Annotated in this window: 15 protein-coding genes; 4 read left to right on the top strand and 11 right to left on the bottom strand. The window is 39.5% G+C overall.

What is annotated here, in order from left to right; translation table 11 throughout:
• Positions 1–24: 24 nt before the first annotated feature.
• The 8 genes from ACFSR6_RS12865 to ACFSR6_RS12830 all read right to left on the bottom strand — a co-directional run bounded on the left by ACFSR6_RS12865 (position 25) and on the right by ACFSR6_RS12830 (position 6,796).
• A complete protein-coding gene (locus tag ACFSR6_RS12865; protein WP_379079530.1) occupies positions 25–1,878 on the bottom strand; it encodes an STN and carboxypeptidase regulatory-like domain-containing protein in 1,854 nt (617 codons plus the stop codon).
• 5 nt (positions 1,879–1,883) lie between these two features.
• Positions 1,884–2,834, bottom strand: a complete 951-nt coding sequence (locus ACFSR6_RS12860) for a FecR domain-containing protein (protein WP_379079528.1) — start codon at positions 2,832–2,834, stop codon at positions 1,884–1,886.
• A 4-nt stretch (positions 2,835–2,838) separates the two neighbouring features.
• Positions 2,839–3,405, bottom strand: coding sequence for an RNA polymerase sigma-70 factor (locus tag ACFSR6_RS12855; protein ID WP_379079526.1), 567 nt, complete (start codon positions 3,403–3,405; stop codon positions 2,839–2,841).
• A gap of 76 nt (positions 3,406–3,481) precedes the next feature.
• Positions 3,482–4,273 (bottom strand): SDR family NAD(P)-dependent oxidoreductase, encoded by a 792-nt coding sequence (locus tag ACFSR6_RS12850; protein ID WP_379079524.1) that lies wholly within the window; start codon positions 4,271–4,273, stop codon positions 3,482–3,484.
• 52 nt (positions 4,274–4,325) lie between these two features.
• Positions 4,326–5,330, bottom strand: a complete 1,005-nt coding sequence (locus ACFSR6_RS12845) for an NAD-dependent epimerase/dehydratase family protein (protein WP_379079522.1) — start codon at positions 5,328–5,330, stop codon at positions 4,326–4,328.
• 1 nt (position 5,331) lies between these two features.
• Positions 5,332–5,997, bottom strand: a complete 666-nt coding sequence (locus tag ACFSR6_RS12840) for a DUF6134 family protein (protein WP_379079520.1) — start codon at positions 5,995–5,997, stop codon at positions 5,332–5,334.
• A gap of 347 nt (positions 5,998–6,344) precedes the next feature.
• On the bottom strand, positions 6,345–6,611 hold the full coding sequence (locus tag ACFSR6_RS12835) for an isoleucyl-tRNA synthetase (protein WP_379079517.1): 267 nt from the start codon (positions 6,609–6,611) through the stop codon (positions 6,345–6,347).
• Positions 6,608–6,796 (bottom strand): hypothetical protein, encoded by a 189-nt coding sequence (locus ACFSR6_RS12830; protein WP_379079514.1) that lies wholly within the window; start codon positions 6,794–6,796, stop codon positions 6,608–6,610. The genes ACFSR6_RS12835 and ACFSR6_RS12830 overlap by 4 nt, the downstream gene beginning before the upstream one ends.
• A gap of 83 nt (positions 6,797–6,879) precedes the next feature.
• Here ACFSR6_RS12830 and ileS point away from each other — a divergent pair, with 83 nt between their 5' ends.
• The 4 genes from ileS to ACFSR6_RS12810 all read left to right on the top strand — a co-directional run bounded on the left by ileS (position 6,880) and on the right by ACFSR6_RS12810 (position 12,321).
• Positions 6,880–10,281 (top strand): isoleucine--tRNA ligase, encoded by a 3,402-nt coding sequence (gene ileS / locus ACFSR6_RS12825; protein ID WP_379079511.1) that lies wholly within the window; start codon positions 6,880–6,882, stop codon positions 10,279–10,281.
• A 30-nt stretch (positions 10,282–10,311) separates the two neighbouring features.
• Positions 10,312–10,695 carry a TraR/DksA family transcriptional regulator gene (locus ACFSR6_RS12820; RefSeq protein WP_039481375.1) on the top strand — a complete coding sequence of 128 codons (384 nt, stop codon included), beginning with the start codon at positions 10,312–10,314 and terminating at the stop codon, positions 10,693–10,695.
• Positions 10,695–11,297, top strand: coding sequence for a lipoprotein signal peptidase (locus ACFSR6_RS12815; protein ID WP_379079507.1), 603 nt, complete (start codon positions 10,695–10,697; stop codon positions 11,295–11,297). The genes ACFSR6_RS12820 and ACFSR6_RS12815 overlap by 1 nt, the downstream gene beginning before the upstream one ends.
• A gap of 340 nt (positions 11,298–11,637) precedes the next feature.
• On the top strand, positions 11,638–12,321 hold the full coding sequence (locus tag ACFSR6_RS12810; protein WP_379079504.1) for a 3-keto-disaccharide hydrolase: 684 nt from the start codon (positions 11,638–11,640) through the stop codon (positions 12,319–12,321).
• 143 nt (positions 12,322–12,464) lie between these two features.
• Here ACFSR6_RS12810 and ACFSR6_RS12805 read toward each other — a convergent pair whose 3' ends face one another.
• The 3 genes from ACFSR6_RS12805 to ACFSR6_RS12795 form a co-directional block, all read right to left on the bottom strand.
• Positions 12,465–12,824 (bottom strand): ribosomal maturation YjgA family protein, encoded by a 360-nt coding sequence (locus tag ACFSR6_RS12805; RefSeq protein ID WP_379079501.1) that lies wholly within the window; start codon positions 12,822–12,824, stop codon positions 12,465–12,467.
• Between the two features lie 100 nt (positions 12,825–12,924).
• Positions 12,925–14,151 (bottom strand): 2-oxoglutarate dehydrogenase complex dihydrolipoyllysine-residue succinyltransferase, encoded by a 1,227-nt coding sequence (gene odhB / locus ACFSR6_RS12800; protein ID WP_379079498.1) that lies wholly within the window; start codon positions 14,149–14,151, stop codon positions 12,925–12,927.
• Positions 14,152–14,249: 98 nt separating this feature from the next.
• Positions 14,250–17,045: a 2-oxoglutarate dehydrogenase E1 component gene (locus ACFSR6_RS12795; RefSeq protein WP_379079495.1), complete on the bottom strand. Its 2,796-nt coding sequence runs from the start codon at positions 17,043–17,045 to the stop codon at positions 14,250–14,252.
• Positions 17,046–17,182 lie beyond the last annotated feature (137 nt).

The following is a 17,182-nucleotide window of genomic DNA, read 5'->3' as shown; positions in this document are numbered from 1 at the left end:
CCATATAGGTCTGTTAGGCTATTTTTATAAAACCACCAATCCCACATTCCAACCTATCCAGCCTGTATACCTCGAATCTTTAAAGGTAAAATCGCGGTGTTTTTCCTGTAAAAGACCAAACTCACCAATTTTAGTATTTTGCTTGGTGTAATATACATTAACCGCTGGACCGCCCTGAACGGCCAGCCACTTAGTTAGCCTGATGTTTAGTGGCAGTTCAAATTTGTTCAGCAGGTTAACGGCCCAGCTACCCTGGTATACCAGCTGACTACTTATTTCAGGATTCAGGGAAATTTTTCTAGAGAGGCTCATCTCTTTCCCAAAACCCAAGCCACCGGTATACATTTTTTCTGAAGGTTTTGTGTTCATCCCAAACATTAGCATGTTGTATAAACGTTTACTGCCTCCTTTATAGACAAAATTATACCTTGTGCTCTCGTTGGTGCCAACACTAAATTTGTGATAGCCTTTAAAAGCAATATTAATCAGTCCGATCGAGTAACCATCATTTTCATCAGAAATATTAAAAATTCCTAGCTGTACACCCTTTAAATTTTTAGCATAATTGATTGCACCTGTTTGTAATCCATTTGCAGTAGCTGCCGTATAATTTGCGAATCCTGCTATATTTAATCCATCCGATTCCTTATTTAAATTAGCAATTCCGCCAATCTGAACACCCCGGGATTTCCCTTTTATGATATTACCCCCAAGCCCAATCTGAAAACCTTCCTGCTTGTCTGAAATCAGGTTTAGCGCCCCAATCTGAAAACCGTCAACGTTTCTGCCAATATCGTTTAAACCCAACGATACCTGCATCCCGCTGAAATCCTGGTTCACTTTATTGTAAATCCCCCCAACCTGGAAACCTTCGAAACTTTTACCAACACGGTTATAAACTGTGGCAATCTGTGCTGCCCTAACGTCTCCTATATCATAATTAAAAAAGCCTCCTATCTGTATTCCGCGTACATCTCCTCCCACCATATTGAAACCACCGGCAAACTGAAAATATTGCACATCACTTTTATCGATATTGAAACCTAAGCCTATTTCAGCCCCGTCTACCCCTGCACTGTAAGCCCCGATTATATTAAGGGAAAATTTATTGACCACCTGACCACTTAATGAACCGTGTGAATTTAATCTCGGAAGGAGGGAAAACTGAAATGGCGCTTTAGAAATAAAACCACCGATATTAATCGACTGGATTTTTTGTTGCGCAGTAACCAGGGCATTTCCCAACCAGGTTTTTTCTACATCATCTAAATTACCGCTGATAAAAGCCTCACCTGTATTTTCTTTTTTAGGCCTGATGTTTACCTCGGCCAAAAAGTGGGTAATGGTCGATTTATAGTTCTCTTTGCTTACAGTTAAGGATATGGGTTGTGTAATATTCTTTAAGCGCATCGAAAAGTAACCGTTCCCATCTGATATTTCAGAAACCAGCAGGTTTTTTTCATAAATACTGGCATCCTCGATCGGTTTATTGGTCCGTTTATCTACCACTTGTCCGGAAATGGTGTAAAGTTCTGGATTACCTACCGATTCGTTAATCAGTAGAACCAGTTCAAGCGGAGCGTACCGGATGATGACAAAATTACCCGATTGACGGTATTCAAACCGGTGACTTAGCAATTTATCCAGTGCTTCGGCAATATTCAGGTTATTTTCGTGAATGCTTACCAAACTATCAACCGGCAATATATTGCTGTTATAAGAAAACCTGAAGCCACCTTTCTCTTCAATGACAGCTAAAACAGTACTTAATTTCTGCTGTTCTATATTGAGGGAAATATTTCTGGATAAAGTAGATTGCGCTTTTAACAGGGAACAGAAAACGACAAGGAAAATAGCAGTAATTTTGAGGGCGCGCATAGGTATTATCTTAGTTTAATCACATTCTGCCCATACTCTACCTTTATTTTAAAAGTTTCGGCAATTACATTCAGGATTTCTTTAAGTGGTTCCTGTTTAAAAGTAGTACTGATGGGGAGTGTCTTTAAGGCAGGATTTGCAATTACAATATTGCTCTTAAATTTTTCGTTGAGCACCAAAACCAGATCGGCAAGTGGTGTTGCCTCGCAGATCAGCTCATTGGTATAATAATAATTATATAACTTTCCCTGGTTTTGACCTTTGGTTAAATGCACCTGATTCCGGCTTACTTCTACTTTCTCTCCCGCTGTTAAACGCACACTGTCTTTTTGGTTATTCACCTTTACAATACCACTTTCTACAATTACTACAGTTTCCTTTTCATCACCTTTAACATTAAATGCCGTACCAACAACAGTTACCTGAACATCGTTAATACTGATAATAAAAGGTTTCGATTTATCGGCACTTACTCTAAAAAATGCTTCTCCTTTTAATTTTACTGCCCGGGTTTTATTAAAGAACCCACCCACAAAAGATATGGAAGACTGTTTGTTCAATATAGCGGTAGAACCATCAGGCAAAACCTGGGTTAAAGTTTCTCCGCTACTGCTTACATTGATTTTATTGGCAATTAAATTATTGTAACCAAATAAACCTGCACTAAAAATGATGGCGATAACCGCTGCCCAGCGTAAAACTAATTTATAGTTAATTGATTTTCTCTCGCGTTGCAAACGGATGTTTAACCGCCCCAAAGCCTCATGTTCATCTATAGAATGGTCAGTCTGGAGTTTACTGACCTCCAATATATTCCTGAAATCCTCCAACTGCTTACGGTGATCCGGATTTGATGAAGCCCAGGCTTCAACCTGCTCGCTCTCGGGCACAGAAGCCTCTCCAAGCAGGTATTTTGCCAGCAAATCATCGTTAATATTTGTATAGTTTTTATCCATAAGCTTACTTCAATAATAAAAAAATGAGTATGAGGAAATCGACAACCTTAAGCCGCAAAATTTTTAACGCTTTCCCCATCTGGTTTTCAACTGTTTTGATAGAAATGTTTAATGCATCAGCAATCTCCTGGTATTTCATCTGGTCGAACCTGCTCAACTGGAATACGTTCCGGCATTTCTCTGGCAGTTCGTTTATTGCCGAATGGATATTTTTTTCAAGTTCTGTTGCCATAATCTCTGCATTTAAATTTCCGGTGTCATTTTTCATTGCATCTGTATAATGAATATTAAAATCCGACCTCACTTTTTGATGTTTGAGGTAGTTTAAACTTTCGTTATGTACCGAACGATATAGAAATGATTTTAAAAAACCATCTTCTTTAAGTTGTTCTCTTTTCGTCCAGATACGTACAAACACATTTTGAACAATCTCTTCCGCATCATCTTTATCCCTGATTAGGGTGAAAGTATAGGCATGCAGGCTTTTGAAATGTTTTAAAAACACTTCGTCAAAAGCCTGTTTATTACCGCTTTTAATTAATCCGATAAGGTGGGTATCGTTACTTTCCAAGCTTTATATGATGTTTTCGTTTTTTTTTGGCACAGATGCCCATTGTATCCTTTTTATCTGTGGTTAATATTTCATGTTATGCTGTTAAAATCGATTTCAATTTACGCCTAATAATTATTTCTTTTAAAAAGCCTGGTATAATTTTATCGAGCACAAGCAAAAAACGGTTGGCAAAACCAGGTATAATTTCTTTTTTTCCTTTCAGCATACCATCTATAGCTGTTTTGGCTACATAATCGGCTTCTAAAATAGTGGCTTTTGCAAAACCCTTTAGTTCACTGTTCATGATGAGCAATTCGGGCTTAGTGTTAATTCCTCCAGGGCTAAGTAAACTGATGTGTACATTAGAACCGCTTAGCTCCAGTTGTAAACAACGGGTAAAATAGCCTATAAAAGACTTAGTTGCTCCATAAACCTGTTTTTTAGGTACAATAAAATGTCCACCCAAACTGCCCACATTTAAAATGTAACTCGCGGTGTTTTTATCGATATGGTTTAAAAACAAACGGGTAAGCAGCACGGTATTGGTGATGTTAAGATCGATCTGTTTCCGGTAAAAATCTACATTTTTATCTTCAAACCAACTCCAGTTTCCCAAACCTGCATTATTGATCAGCGCGTCAACCTCAATTTTATGCGCTTTTAATTTTCCGAATATTTCGGTTGCGGCATTGTTTTTCGTTAAATCGATCTCAATGCAGAAGACTTTGCAGTTAAAATTTACCCGGAGGTAATTTGCCAAGTGCTCCAACCCGCTGTTGGGCAGCGAAACCAATACCAATCCGAGGCCACGCCTGGCCGATTCGATAGCCAAAGATTTCCCCAGGCCCTCACTTGCCCCTGTTATCAATACGGTTAATTGTTTCATTTTATATCTTTTTTATATCGTCCTCGTTTGCAACGAGGACAATAACCTTAACCTAATTAGGTTTAAAATGATTAATGGTTTTCCCTAAACCCACCGTAAAAGGTGTAATCCGGTAATTTAATTCAGCGATGGCTTTGCTACTCGAATATTGCTGATTGTATTTCAATCTATCGGCAAATTCTGGCAGAAAAAATGGTGTAAGTTTAAATAACCTCGACTTTAGTGACTCCAACAAACTATATGCTTTTATAATACCTACCGGGATTTTGTATAAACTCCGCTGTTTACCCGTAAGCTGTTTTAAAGTATTGAAGAAACCATTAAATGAAACATCTGTTCCGCCTAAAATATACCTTTCGCCATTTCTTCCATTTTGCATGGCAGCAATATGCCCATCAACTACATCATCAACAAAAGCATAATTGGCTATTGCTTTTCCGTCGCCCGGAATAAAATGCCAGGTTCCATTAATGTACCCTGTTACCATTTTGCTTACGGTATTGCTATCGGTAATTGGCCCATCACCATATACCCTGGATGGATTTACAATCACCACCTCCAATCCCTTTTTTACAAATTCTTTTACTTCCAGCTCGGCCAGGTATTTCGTACGTTCGTAACTGATCGGGAAACCAACCGCCCGCGGGTCGTTCTCCGAAACCGGCAGATTTAAGGTTGGACCCCATACGCCACAGGTTGAAGTATGAACCACCCTTTCTATCCCTAATTTTAACGCACAATCAAGCACATTCCTGGTACCGGTTACATTTACATTATAAAAATCCTGCTCGTTTTTACACCACATTTTGGCCATTGCTGCAGTATGGTAAACCTGGTAACAACCTTCCATTGCACGTTCTAAACTTATGGGATCCAAAACATCACCTTTTACAAACTGGATATTTCTATGGTTGATCAAAAACGGATGTTTTATGTCTCTGCAAAACGCAATTACGTCATAACCCATTTCTGCGAGGGCAAAGCTTAATTTCCGACCGATAAATCCTGAAGCGCCGGTTACCAATACCCTTAAATATTTATTTGCTACGGCTTCCATATCAAACCCTTTCCATCCTAATGGTATACAATGAATGATTTACCACGACCAGTTTACAAACCCCGTTTTCAAAATGGTAATCGTTATAATTTCCATCCGGAAGTTTAATGCGATACTGATGTACACCATTCTTTTGAACGGGAATAAAACATTGGAAGTTATCAGAATATATTTCAGAAATATTAACGGGCTCTTTACTGTACAAAAGCATCATGTTATAACTGATCGGCTGATCGAGTGTATTGGTCTTATCGCCGGTTTTAAGCTGATAGAGGTTATTTACCCAGTTTGTTTTTTTAACCTCTTTGGCATTACCATTTACAATCCGGCTTACGTTAGAAGTTAATAACTTACCGTTTTTAAAATGGGCCTGATCTTCGGTTTCTACATTGATTTTAAATACAAACCGGGTCTGCACTTTTGAAGTTATGGTTAAATAGGTATTTTCTCCTTCATTCTTTTGCTGGAAATACATCTCCCCAATCACCTCGCCGTTACGCTTGATGTTAAATTTACTCTGCTGCGCAAAAGCTGCCGACAATGAGCAGACCAGAAAAAGTACGGTAACAACACGCTTAGGATCAACCGGATTTTGGGAGGAGAATTTTTTGTAGCGCTTTGGTGCAAAGTATTTCCTGCAGACCCAAATAATAATTGCTGGAATCATAATCTCTATTTGTTATTTAGAGCTATTACAACTCACAAGAGATTTACCCCTATTTGAAATTTATTTTTTTTGAAAAAATTTAAGGCTATGGAAAGAAAGCCCTGTTTCCTACTCCGTCCCAAGTACCCAAACCTTATGGAAGCGGCAGCCCCGAAGCATGAGGGCTACAGCGTACAGCAGGGCAAACATTAAAATAGCGCACAACTTTTGCTTTTCAAAAACGTTCTCTCAGCCAGGATAGGGCTCAATATCATTAAGTTAAGGGTTTTTACCACAGATGTACACTTTGGCTTTGGGCTTGCTCCAGCTCACCACCACCAATAGGCTTTACCTTTTTTGGAGTAAGTTTATATTTCTGTTTTTTCCTCTTCATCTACCGGAACTTCGACCGTTGGATCGGTAATGATTTCGGCATTACCATCTTTATCCTTTTTGGCAAATAAAATGGGGTATAACAGCCATAATGCACCAATAATGACGAGCACACCTGCCAGCATTTGCAGATAAATACTTCCTTTAACGTGGTTGGCATCTAAAACTTTATAGGCAATAAAAGAAAGCAGGCCCGCAACAAGTACGAAAACAGCTTTTTGCAATTTCAACAGCTTGATCATGGGTTCTTTCTTTTTAGTGTGATAATATGAAATAAAACAAAGATGAGCCCAATTAGTTCGAGCAGGCCGCAGAAATAAAATGCATAAAGCACAAAATCGCGGTTGGATGGGTTGATAACCGCAACAATTGGCAATGCAATTACGGCAATAATCATCAATGTAAGCCCGATATTAAATAATTTCACGTTAAAAGTATTTACATCAAAACTACCAAAATTCAGTCAATACTGTTAACTTTGCAACCTTAATTTTTTGAGGTACTTAATTGATGTATAGCGAATTTAAACAATTGGAACTTGCCAAAATAGGGCAAGAAATACTGGATTTTTGGAAAAAGGAAAACATCTTTGAAAAAAGCATTTCATCCCGTCCTAAATCTAATCCGTTTACTTTTTACGAAGGTCCACCCTCTGCCAATGGCATGCCGGGTATTCACCACGTAATGGCGCGTGCGATTAAGGATATTTTTTGCCGTTATAAAACTTTAAAAGGCTACCAGGTTAAACGTAAAGGTGGTTGGGACACACATGGTCTTCCGATCGAACTTGCCGTGGAGAAAAAACTGGGCATCACCAAAGAAGACATCGGTAAAAAGATCAGTGTTGATGAGTATAATGAAGCCTGCCGTACCGAGGTAATGCGTTATACAGATGTTTGGAACGACCTGACCGAAAAAATGGGGTATTGGGTCGACCTTGAAAATCCATACATTACTTACGAAAACGAATACATTGAAAGCCTTTGGTGGATTTTAAAACAGCTTTACGATAAAGGATTTTTATATAAAGGATATACTGTACAACCTTACTCGCCTGCTGCAGGTACAGGTTTAAGCTCGCACGAGTTAAACCAGCCAGGAACCTACAAAGATGTAAGCGACACCACCATAGTGGCACAGTTTAAAACCATCGAATCGACTTTACCTGAAGCTTTAAAAGGCTTTGGTACAGTTCACTTTTTAGCCTGGACAACCACACCATGGACCCTACCGAGCAACACAGCTTTAACTGTAGGGCCTAAAATCGACTATGTATTGGTTAAAACCTTTAATCAATATACTTTCGAGCCTATCCAGGTGGTGCTGGCCAAAGCTTTGGTGAGTAAACAATTTGCCGGAAAATATTTCTTGGCCGAAGGTGATGAAGCTTTTACGAACTACAAATCGGAAGATAAAAAGATCCCTTATGCTGTTTTAGCAGAATTTGTGGGCGCCGATCTGGTGGGCATTAAATACGAACAGCTATTGCCATATGCATTACCTTATCAGAACCCGGAAAATGCTTTTAGGGTAATCTCCGGAGATTTTGTGACCACCGAAGATGGTACCGGTATTGTGCACACTGCACCTACTTTTGGTGCTGATGATGCCCGGGTAGCTAAACTGGCTACACCAGAGGTACCACCAATGTTGGTATTGGATGAGAAGGGAAATGCAGTTCCATTGGTAGATCTACAAGGAAAATTCATTGCAACCCTTGGTGGAAATTACGGCGGCAAATACGTTAAAAACGAATATTACAAAGATGGCGAAGCGCCGGAAAAATCTGTCGACGTAGAAATTGCCATTCAGTTAAAAGAAGAAAACAAAGCCTTTAAGGTAGAGAAATACGTGCACACCTATCCACATTGCTGGAGAACGGATAAACCTGTTTTATACTATCCGCTGGACAGCTGGTTTATTAAAACCACTGCCGTTAAGGATAAAATGGTAGAATTGAACAAAGGCATCAACTGGAAGCCAGAATCGACCGGAACAGGCCGTTTTGGTAACTGGTTGGAAAACCTTGTCGACTGGAACTTATCGCGCTCGCGTTATTGGGGAACACCATTGCCGATCTGGCGTACTGCCGACGGACTGGAAGAAAAATGCATCGGCTCTATTGCTGAACTGAATGCAGAGATCGCCAAATCGATCGAAGCAGGTTTTATGCCGGCAGGTTTCGAACTGAAAGATATGCACCGCCCTTATGTTGATGATGTAATTTTAACTTCATCAAAAGGCGAAAAAATGACCCGCGAAACTGACCTTATCGATGTTTGGTTTGATAGCGGCGCCATGCCTTATGCACAATGGCATTTCCCTTTCGAAAACAAAGAAGAGTTTGAAAATGCCTATGCTGCCGATTTTATTGCAGAAGGTGTAGATCAGACCCGTGGCTGGTTTTTTACCCTGCATGCCATAGCGGTAATGCTTAGCGAAGCCAGTGATGAAATTAAAGCCGTAAATGCAAAAGTGGGCAATCCTGGTGTAGCCTTTAAAAATGTGGTTTCGAACGGATTGGTACTGGATAAAAACGGTAACAAAATGTCGAAACGTTTAGGTAACGCCATCGATCCGTTCAACACCATCGAAACTTATAGTGCCGATGCTACCCGTTGGTACATGATCAGCAATGCCTCACCATGGGATAACCTTAAATTTAGTTTAGAAGGCTTAGACGAGGTACGCCGTAAATTCTTTGGAACGCTTTACAATACCTATGCTTTCTTTGCCTTATATGCCAATATCGATAAATTCGAAATCGACAAAAACAACCTGAGCAAAGTAGAAAACCGGACGGAGCTAGACCGTTGGATCTTATCGTTATTACAAAACCTGATCAGCGAAGTTGACGAAAGTTACAATACTTATGAGCCAACTAAAGCTACACGTGCTATCCAAACCTTTGTTGATGAGCACTTAAGCAACTGGTACATCAGGTTAAGCCGCCGCCGTTTCTGGAAAGGCGAAATGACAGATGATAAACGTGCTGCTTACGAAACATTGTTTACCTGTTTAGAAACTTTGGCACAGCTGATGAGTCCTGTGGCACCTTTCTTTGCCGATTGGTTATACCGCAACTTAACAGTTACCGATGCTCATGCCGAAGAATCGGTTCACCTGACCTTATGGAATGAAGCTGATCAAAGCCTGATCGATAATGCACTGAACGAAAGAATGCTTTATGCACAGGATATTTCATCAATGGTTTTATCATTGCGTAAAAAGTCGGGCATCAATGTGCGTCAGCCGCTCGAGAAAATCTTAATCCCATCTTTAAATGGCGATTTCGAACAAAAAATCTCAAAAGTTGCCGATTATATTCTTTCTGAAACGAATGTGAAACATATCGAATTCATTACCGATACACATGGCATCGTAAAGAAAAAGCTGAAACCGAACTTTAAATCGTTGGGTAAAAAAGTAGGCAAGGATATGAGCATTGTGAAGCAGGCTTTAGAAAATATGAACCAGGACGACATCCAGCGTTTGGAAGTTGATGGCTACATTAATGTTTTTGGTAGTGATAATTTCCAGCATGCTATTGATTTAAATGATGATGTAGAGGTTTTTGCCGAAGATATTCCAGGATGGCAGGTAACTAACCTGGGCAGCTTAACCGTTGCTTTAGATGTGACCATTACCGATGAGCTGAAACAGGAAGGAATTTCGCGCGAGCTGGTTAACCGCATCCAGAATTTACGTAAAGAATTAAATTTTGAGGTGACCGATAGGATTAAAGTTTCGTTACAAAATGATAACTTGGTAGCCAGTGCAGTTGCCAAAAACAAGGGCTACATTTGCGCGGAAATATTGGCCGACGAATTAGAATTAACAGATACTGTAACTAATGCAAACAAAATCACCATTGATGATGTTGAGTTAAGCATTTCGGTAACTAAAATATAAATCCATATATTAGAAAACTAAATTAAAAACATGGAAAACAGTAATAAAACACGCTACTCAGACAGTGAACTTCAGGAATTTAAAGAATTGATCCAAGATAAATTGCGTATGGCGAAAGAAGAACTTAATGCGCTTACCGCATCATTAAGTAATCCTAATGCTAACGGAACGGAAGATACTTCGGGTGCTTACAAAACACTGGAAGATGGTTCTGCAACAATGGAAAAAGAACAGATCAATCAATTGGCTGCCCGTCAGAAAAAATTTATTGATAACCTAGAGAACGCATTGGTGCGTATCGAAAACAAAACTTATGGCATTTGCCGCGAAACCGGTAAATTGATCCAAAAAGAGCGTTTACGTGCAGTTCCGCATGCAACTTTAAGCATGGAAGCTAAATTAAAGCAGGGTTAATGAAAGGCTATACAAAACCTTTAGTTGTAATCTTTTTGGTTTTACTGGCTGATCAGCTGGTTAAAACCTGGGTTAAAACGCATATGTACCTGGGCCAGGAATTCAATATTATTGGCAAGTGGTTCATTATCCATTTTACCGAAAATAACGGCATGGCCTTTGGAATGGAGTTTGGTGGCGAGTTCGGTAAATTGGCCTTATCACTCTTCCGGATTGCTGCTGTTGCAGGTATTGGTTATGGCTTACATTATCTGATTAAACATAAATATCACCGTGGGTTGATCTTAAATGTGGCTTTGATTTTTTCGGGTGCGTTGGGCAATATTATCGATTCGGTTTTTTATGGCAAAATTTATGGTTACGAAAGCTGGTTCCATGGCCGTGTAGTTGATATGTTCTACTTCCCGATTGCCGAAGGACATTTCCCTGGCTGGTTCCCAATTTGGGGTGGCGAAGAGTTTGTTTTCTTCAGACCTGTTTTTAACCTTGCAGATGCAGCAATTTCTGTCGGCGTGATCCTGATCCTCATCTTTCAGAAAAATTACTTTAAAGAAGATGTAAAAGACGAGGTGAGCATCAACAGCGAAATTGTAGAGGATTAAAGAGAAACACTTCTTGCTGAATTTGTTTCAGCATCAATCTGGCGCAGGCAAACCCCTGACCACGAAGTAATTACAAGGTAAATCAAAATATAATTTCTACCTGTAAAATAAATTCAGGGTGACAAAAATACAAAAAAGCCCATTTCTTAACTGAGATGGGCTTTTTATTTAAAAAGCACTTGCCATTATAAGTATAAGAAGGAACGACGATAAAGCTATTGGGATTACAGGCGAAATGCTGAACCCAGTTAAGAATCCAGAAGATCCTTATTTCATTCAGGGTGACAAACATCATTATTTTCCATTTTTTTAGAATATATTTGATAAAACCAAATATGCTATGAAATTATATACTATCCTACTCCTGTTCATTACATTTAGCCTACCTGCATTAGCCCAAAAGAGCCTTTTTAATGGCAAAGATTTAAAAGGCTGGCATGTAGATGTTCCCGCTATGGATAAGAAACCCGATACCATTAACCCATTTATTGTACGCAATGGTATGCTGGTAAGTTTAGGTACTCCGGGCGGGCATTTAATAACCGATAAAATTTATAAAAACTACCAATTAACCGTACAATACCGTTTTGCAGGTAAACCTGGCAACTGCGGTGTTCTGGTACATGCCTCTACGCCAAGGGCTTTGTATGGTATGTTCCCAAAATCTTTGGAAGTGCAAATGCAACATCTGGATGCAGGTGATTTCTGGTGTATTGAAGAAGATATTACGGTACCTGATATGCTTGCCAGACGTGGCCCGAAAGAAAACTGGGGTGTAAACGGAAACAAACTCCGCCGCATTAAAAATTTAACAGATAATAGTGAAAAACCTGTTGGCGAATGGAATACCATGGTGATACAGTGCCTTAACAATGAAGTTAAAGTTTGGGTAAATGGCACATTGGTAAATTATGGCACCAATTGTACGGCAAGTAGCGGACAGATTGCCCTACAGGCAGAAGGTAGCGAGGTAGAGTTTAAACAGCTGGATATTAAACCAATTAGAGCATTGTCTAAATCTTAGCTAGAATCATCATTTCGACAGTAGTGTTCCAAAGGAACTCCTTCGAAGGAGAAATTTTTGGATTAAAACTTAGGAAAAAGATCTCTCCATTCCGCTTTGCTCCAGTCGAGATGACGACAAGGATGAGGATACAATACCTGCGCTCAATCTCTAAAACACAAACAGATCAGGTAACCTACAAAATAAGCGAGCAAATCATAAACGCTAAAGGAAGTACCCAGTATGGTGCTCATTAATTTGTTGTTTTCCCAACCAAACCAGGTTACGTAATTTAATTTCTGAAGGAACTCGATCAGGAAAGCAAAAAGCAGTACACCTAAAGCCAGCTTTCGGTTATTGGCTTTCAGAAAAGATCTTAAAAAAGCATAGATTAAGACAACCACGAGCACGTCGCCACCAAAAGGGCGAATAAATACATCATGAAGATATTTTGCGATTAAGATTTCAGATAAGAATATCGCAAGAAAAATAAAGAGGAATTTTGAGTTAAACGTTAATTTCATTTTCCTGGTATAAAAAAGAAGTCAAGTTTTTATAGCACATTGGCCATTAAAACTTGACTTCCTTATAAACGTGTAGAGTCCCCTTAAGGGATTTAAATGTCTAGATACCCAATAACAACCTAGCCGGATCTTCCAATAATTGTTTCACACGAACCAAGAAACCAACCGACTCACGTCCGTCAATAATTCTGTGATCGTAAGATAAAGCAACATACATCATCGGACGGATTACCACTTCACCTTTTTCGGCAACCGGACGCTCAACAATATTGTGCATACCTAAAATGGCCGATTGTGGTGCATTGATAATCGGAGTCGACATCATTGAACCAAAAACACCTCCGTTAGTAATGGTAAATGTTCCTCCGGTCATTTCTTCGATGGTTAATTTGCTATCGCGCGCTTTTAAAGCTAGCTCCAATACCGATTTTTCAATTTGAGCTAAAGTCATGCTCTCTGCATTACGGATAACCGGAACCACCAAACCTTTTGGCGCAGAAACTGCGATCGAAATATCAGCAAAATCATTGTAAACAATTTCATCACCTTCGATACGACCATTAACCGCCGGGAAATCTTTTAATGCTTCGGTAACGGCTTTTGTAAAAAAGCTCATGAAACCTAAACCAACACCAAATTTCTCCTTAAACTGATCTTTATACTTTGCGCGTAAATCCATAATTGGTTTCATGTTAACCTCGTTAAAGGTGGTTAACATCGCGGTTTCGTTTTTAACGGCAACCAAACGTTTTGCAACTGTTCTGCGTAATGGAGACATTTTCTCACGACGCTCGACACGGCTACCAGCAGGTGCAGCAGCAGCAACCGGAGCACTGGCTTTAGGCGCTTCAGCTTTTTTACCAGCTTCAGCTTTAACAGCATCATCTTTGGTAATACGGCCATCAACACCAGTACCTTTTACTGTAGAAGCATCAATACCTTTTTCAGCAAGGATTTTACCCGCAGCAGGTGAAGGAGTACCAGTAGCGTAGCTTTCGCCTGATTTTTCAGCAACAGGAGCTGCAGCTTTTTCTTCAGCAACAACTGCTTTTTCTTCAGCTTTTGGTGCGTCAGCTTTCGCAGGTGCTGAACCACCATCTTCAATTTTACAAACTACTGCACCAATGGCTAAAGTATCGCCTTCGGCGGCTATGGTTTTTAAAGTTCCAGCTTGTTCTGCAGTTAATTCGAATGTAGCTTTATCTGATTCTAATTCAGCAATTACTTCATCCATTTCAACAACATCGCCATCGTTTTTTATCCAACGTGATAAAACAACTTCGGTTATCGACTCACCAACAGGTGGAACTTTTATCTCTAAACTCATTTTTGTTATGTTTTTTTATTGTTAAAGGTTAATGCTGTAAAGTTGAACTGTTCAGGTGCTTATACCCTATACCTCAAACCTTACGCCTTAAGCCTCATTTAATCGATCTGAACTAATTTCTTTGTTGCCTTCTTTGCAATGTCTTTCACATCTTCCGTAACCGAAATTTCTAAAGCTTTTGCCAAAATATAAGCTTGTTGATTAGCATGCTGTTTTGCAAAACCTGTAGCTGTACTGCTGCTCTCTCTTCTCGAAATTACTTCAATACCTTTTAATGCAGTTTTGTACAACTTACGGAACAAATATGGCCATGCGCCCATGTTCTCTGGCTCTTCCTGTACCCAGAAAATTTCTTTTGCATTTTTATATTTTTTCTTGATGGCTTCCAGCTGATCAACCGGGGTTGGGTACAACTGCTCAACACGAACCAAAGCTACGTGTTTGATCTTATCAGCCTGTTGTTTCTCCAGCAATTCATAGTAAATTTTACCACTACAGAAAACAACGCGGGTGATGTCTGCAACTTTAGCATTTACATCATCAATTACTTCTTTAAAACCACCCTCAGTAAATTCTTCTAATTTAGAAACACAAGCCGGATGCCTTAATAAACTTTTAGGTGTAAATACGATTAGTGGTTTACGGAAATCGCGTTTAAACTGGCGACGTAAAACATGGAAAAAGTTGGCAGGAGTGGTACAATTGGTTACCTGCATATTATAATCGGCACAAAGCTCCATAAAACGCTCAATACGTGCTGATGAATGTTCCGGGCCCTGACCTTCATAACCGTGCGGCAATAACATTACCAAACCGTTTTCGCGCTGCCATTTGGTTTCGGCACTAGCTACATACTGGTCTACTACAATCTGTGCACCATTAAAGAAATCTCCAAATTGTGCTTCCCAGATGGTTAAAGCATTAGGGTTAGCCATGGCATAACCGTATTCGAAACCTAAAACGCCGTACTCTGATAAGTGCGAGTTATAAATGTCAAATGCAGCCTGTTGATCAGAAATATTTGCCAATGGTACATATTCTTCCTCGCTGTCTTCAAGTGTTAAAACGGCATGACGGTGAGAGAAAGTACCACGTTCAACATCCTGGCCACTTAAACGAACGCGTTTACCTTCTGATAACAAAGTGCCATAAGCCAATTGCTCGCCCATTGCCCAGTCGAAAACATGTGTTTCGTTAACCATTTTAGTTCTTTCCAAAAATAATTTTTCAATTTTTTTGAAGAACTTTTTATTTGAAGGTAAAGCAGTAATGCGTTTACCGATTTCAAGCAAAGTAGATTTTTTAACCGCAGTAACCGGCGAAGATTCGAAATCTTTAGGTGTTGCCATCCGAAGATCTGCCCAGGCACCACCAAATTTAACTTCAGCGTTACCGGCAACAAACTCTTTGGCTTCATTTAAACGTTCCTGCAAAATACCGCGGAAATCTTTTTCCATTTCTTTTGCCAAACCAGCTTCTAACTTACCTTCTTTGGTTAACTGATCGATATAAATTTCCCTTGGGTTAGGGTGTTTTTCGATGGTTTTGTACAACAAAGGCTGAGTGAACTTAGGCTCATCAGACTCATTGTGACCGAACCGACGGTAGCAAAGAATATCAATAAAAACGTCGTTTTTGTATTTCTGACGGTATTCCATTGCTAAATTGATCGCATAAACCAAGGCTTCAGGATCATCGCCATTTACGTGGAAAACAGGAGATAACGTTACTTTAGCAATATCGGTACAGTAAGTACTGGTACGTGCATCTTTATAATTGGTAGTGAAACCGATCTGGTTATTGATCACCAGGTGGATAGTACCACCGGTTTTGTAACCTTCAAGTCCTGCCATCTGGATTACTTCGTAAACAATACCCTGTCCGGCAACTGAAGCATCACCATGGATCAAAATCGGCGCTAAACGGCTATTGTCGCCACCATATTTAAAATCGATTTTAGAACGGCTCATGCCTTCTACCACACCATCAACAGTTTCAAGGTGCGATGGGTTAGGACATAAACTTAAATGAACACTTTTACCCGCATTTGTAGTTACATCGGTTGAGTAACCTAGGTGGTATTTTACGTCGCCGCCAAAGGGGGTATCCGGATTGTAACTTTTGCCTTCAAACTCTGCAAAAATATCTTTGTAGGTTTTCTGCATGATATTGGCCAGCACGTTTAAACGTCCGCGGTGGGCCATACCAATTACAAATTCTTCAATTCCCAATTCAGCACCTTTTTCAATCACTGAATCCAATGCAGGAATTAAAGCCTCAGCTCCTTCCAAAGAGAAACGCTTTTGGCCTAAAAATTTTGTTCCAAGGAAGTTTTCAAAACTTACTGCTTCGTTTAATTTCCGGAGAATACGCTTTTTTTCTTCGATAGAGAAATTAGGGGTATTACGTGCACTCTCCATTTTCTGCTGAATCCAGCTCAACACTTCAGGTGTACGTAAAAATTTAAATTCGGCTCCTATAGAACCAACATATGTTTGTTGTAAAAATGCAACAATATCTTTCAGTTTTGCAGCACCGATACCAATCTCTACGCCTGAGTTGAAAACAGTTTCCAGATCTGCATCTGATAATCCAAAATTGGCAAGATCTAAAGTTGGCAAATGTTTACGTCTTTCGCGTACCGGATTGGTGTGCGTAAACAAGTGACCACGGCTGCGATAGCCATCAATCAGGTTTAAAACATTAACCTCTTTTAAAAAATGTTCAGGAGTTTCTGCGGTTACTGATGGTGATTCCGATCCTCTTCCAAAATCGAAACCTTCGAAAAATTTCTGCCAGCCAAACTCAACCGACTCAGGGTCTTGTTGATACGACTGATATAAAGACTCTATATATTCGGCGTTTGCGCCATTAAGATAAGATAATTTATCCATTATTAACTATTTACTATAAGCACTACAAAATTAGAATTTTACCTTATATAAACGGCAAAAATCTCGATTAAAATGAGAATTATTGAATGAGCGAATTATTAAATTATAGAATGACAAAAATACGACTTGTACCAATC

This window comes from Pedobacter vanadiisoli, from assembly GCF_042684385.1.
Lineage (GTDB): Bacteria > Bacteroidota > Bacteroidia > Sphingobacteriales > Sphingobacteriaceae > Pedobacter > Pedobacter vanadiisoli.
Note: the sequence above shows the minus strand (reverse complement) of the source record. Positions and strands in the feature narration are given on the sequence as shown.

Coding starts and splice junctions, on each gene's coding strand:
- odhB (WP_379079498.1), bottom strand. CDS start 14,151: ATGAGTTTAGAGATAAAAGTTCCACCTGTTGGTGAGTCGATAACCGAA.
- ACFSR6_RS12795 (WP_379079495.1), bottom strand. CDS start 17,045: ATGGATAAATTATCTTATCTTAATGGCGCAAACGCCGAATATATAGAG.
- ACFSR6_RS12810 (WP_379079504.1), top strand. CDS start 11,638: ATGAAATTATATACTATCCTACTCCTGTTCATTACATTTAGCCTACCT.
- ileS (WP_379079511.1), top strand. CDS start 6,880: ATGTATAGCGAATTTAAACAATTGGAACTTGCCAAAATAGGGCAAGAA.
- ACFSR6_RS12815 (WP_379079507.1), top strand. CDS start 10,695: ATGAAAGGCTATACAAAACCTTTAGTTGTAATCTTTTTGGTTTTACTG.
- ACFSR6_RS12835 (WP_379079517.1), bottom strand. CDS start 6,611: ATGATCAAGCTGTTGAAATTGCAAAAAGCTGTTTTCGTACTTGTTGCG.
- ACFSR6_RS12865 (WP_379079530.1), bottom strand. CDS start 1,878: ATGCGCGCCCTCAAAATTACTGCTATTTTCCTTGTCGTTTTCTGTTCC.
- ACFSR6_RS12860 (WP_379079528.1), bottom strand. CDS start 2,834: ATGGATAAAAACTATACAAATATTAACGATGATTTGCTGGCAAAATAC.
- ACFSR6_RS12845 (WP_379079522.1), bottom strand. CDS start 5,330: ATGGAAGCCGTAGCAAATAAATATTTAAGGGTATTGGTAACCGGCGCT.
- ACFSR6_RS12805 (WP_379079501.1), bottom strand. CDS start 12,824: ATGAAATTAACGTTTAACTCAAAATTCCTCTTTATTTTTCTTGCGATA.
- ACFSR6_RS12850 (WP_379079524.1), bottom strand. CDS start 4,273: ATGAAACAATTAACCGTATTGATAACAGGGGCAAGTGAGGGCCTGGGG.
- ACFSR6_RS12840 (WP_379079520.1), bottom strand. CDS start 5,997: ATGATTCCAGCAATTATTATTTGGGTCTGCAGGAAATACTTTGCACCA.
- ACFSR6_RS12820 (WP_039481375.1), top strand. CDS start 10,312: ATGGAAAACAGTAATAAAACACGCTACTCAGACAGTGAACTTCAGGAA.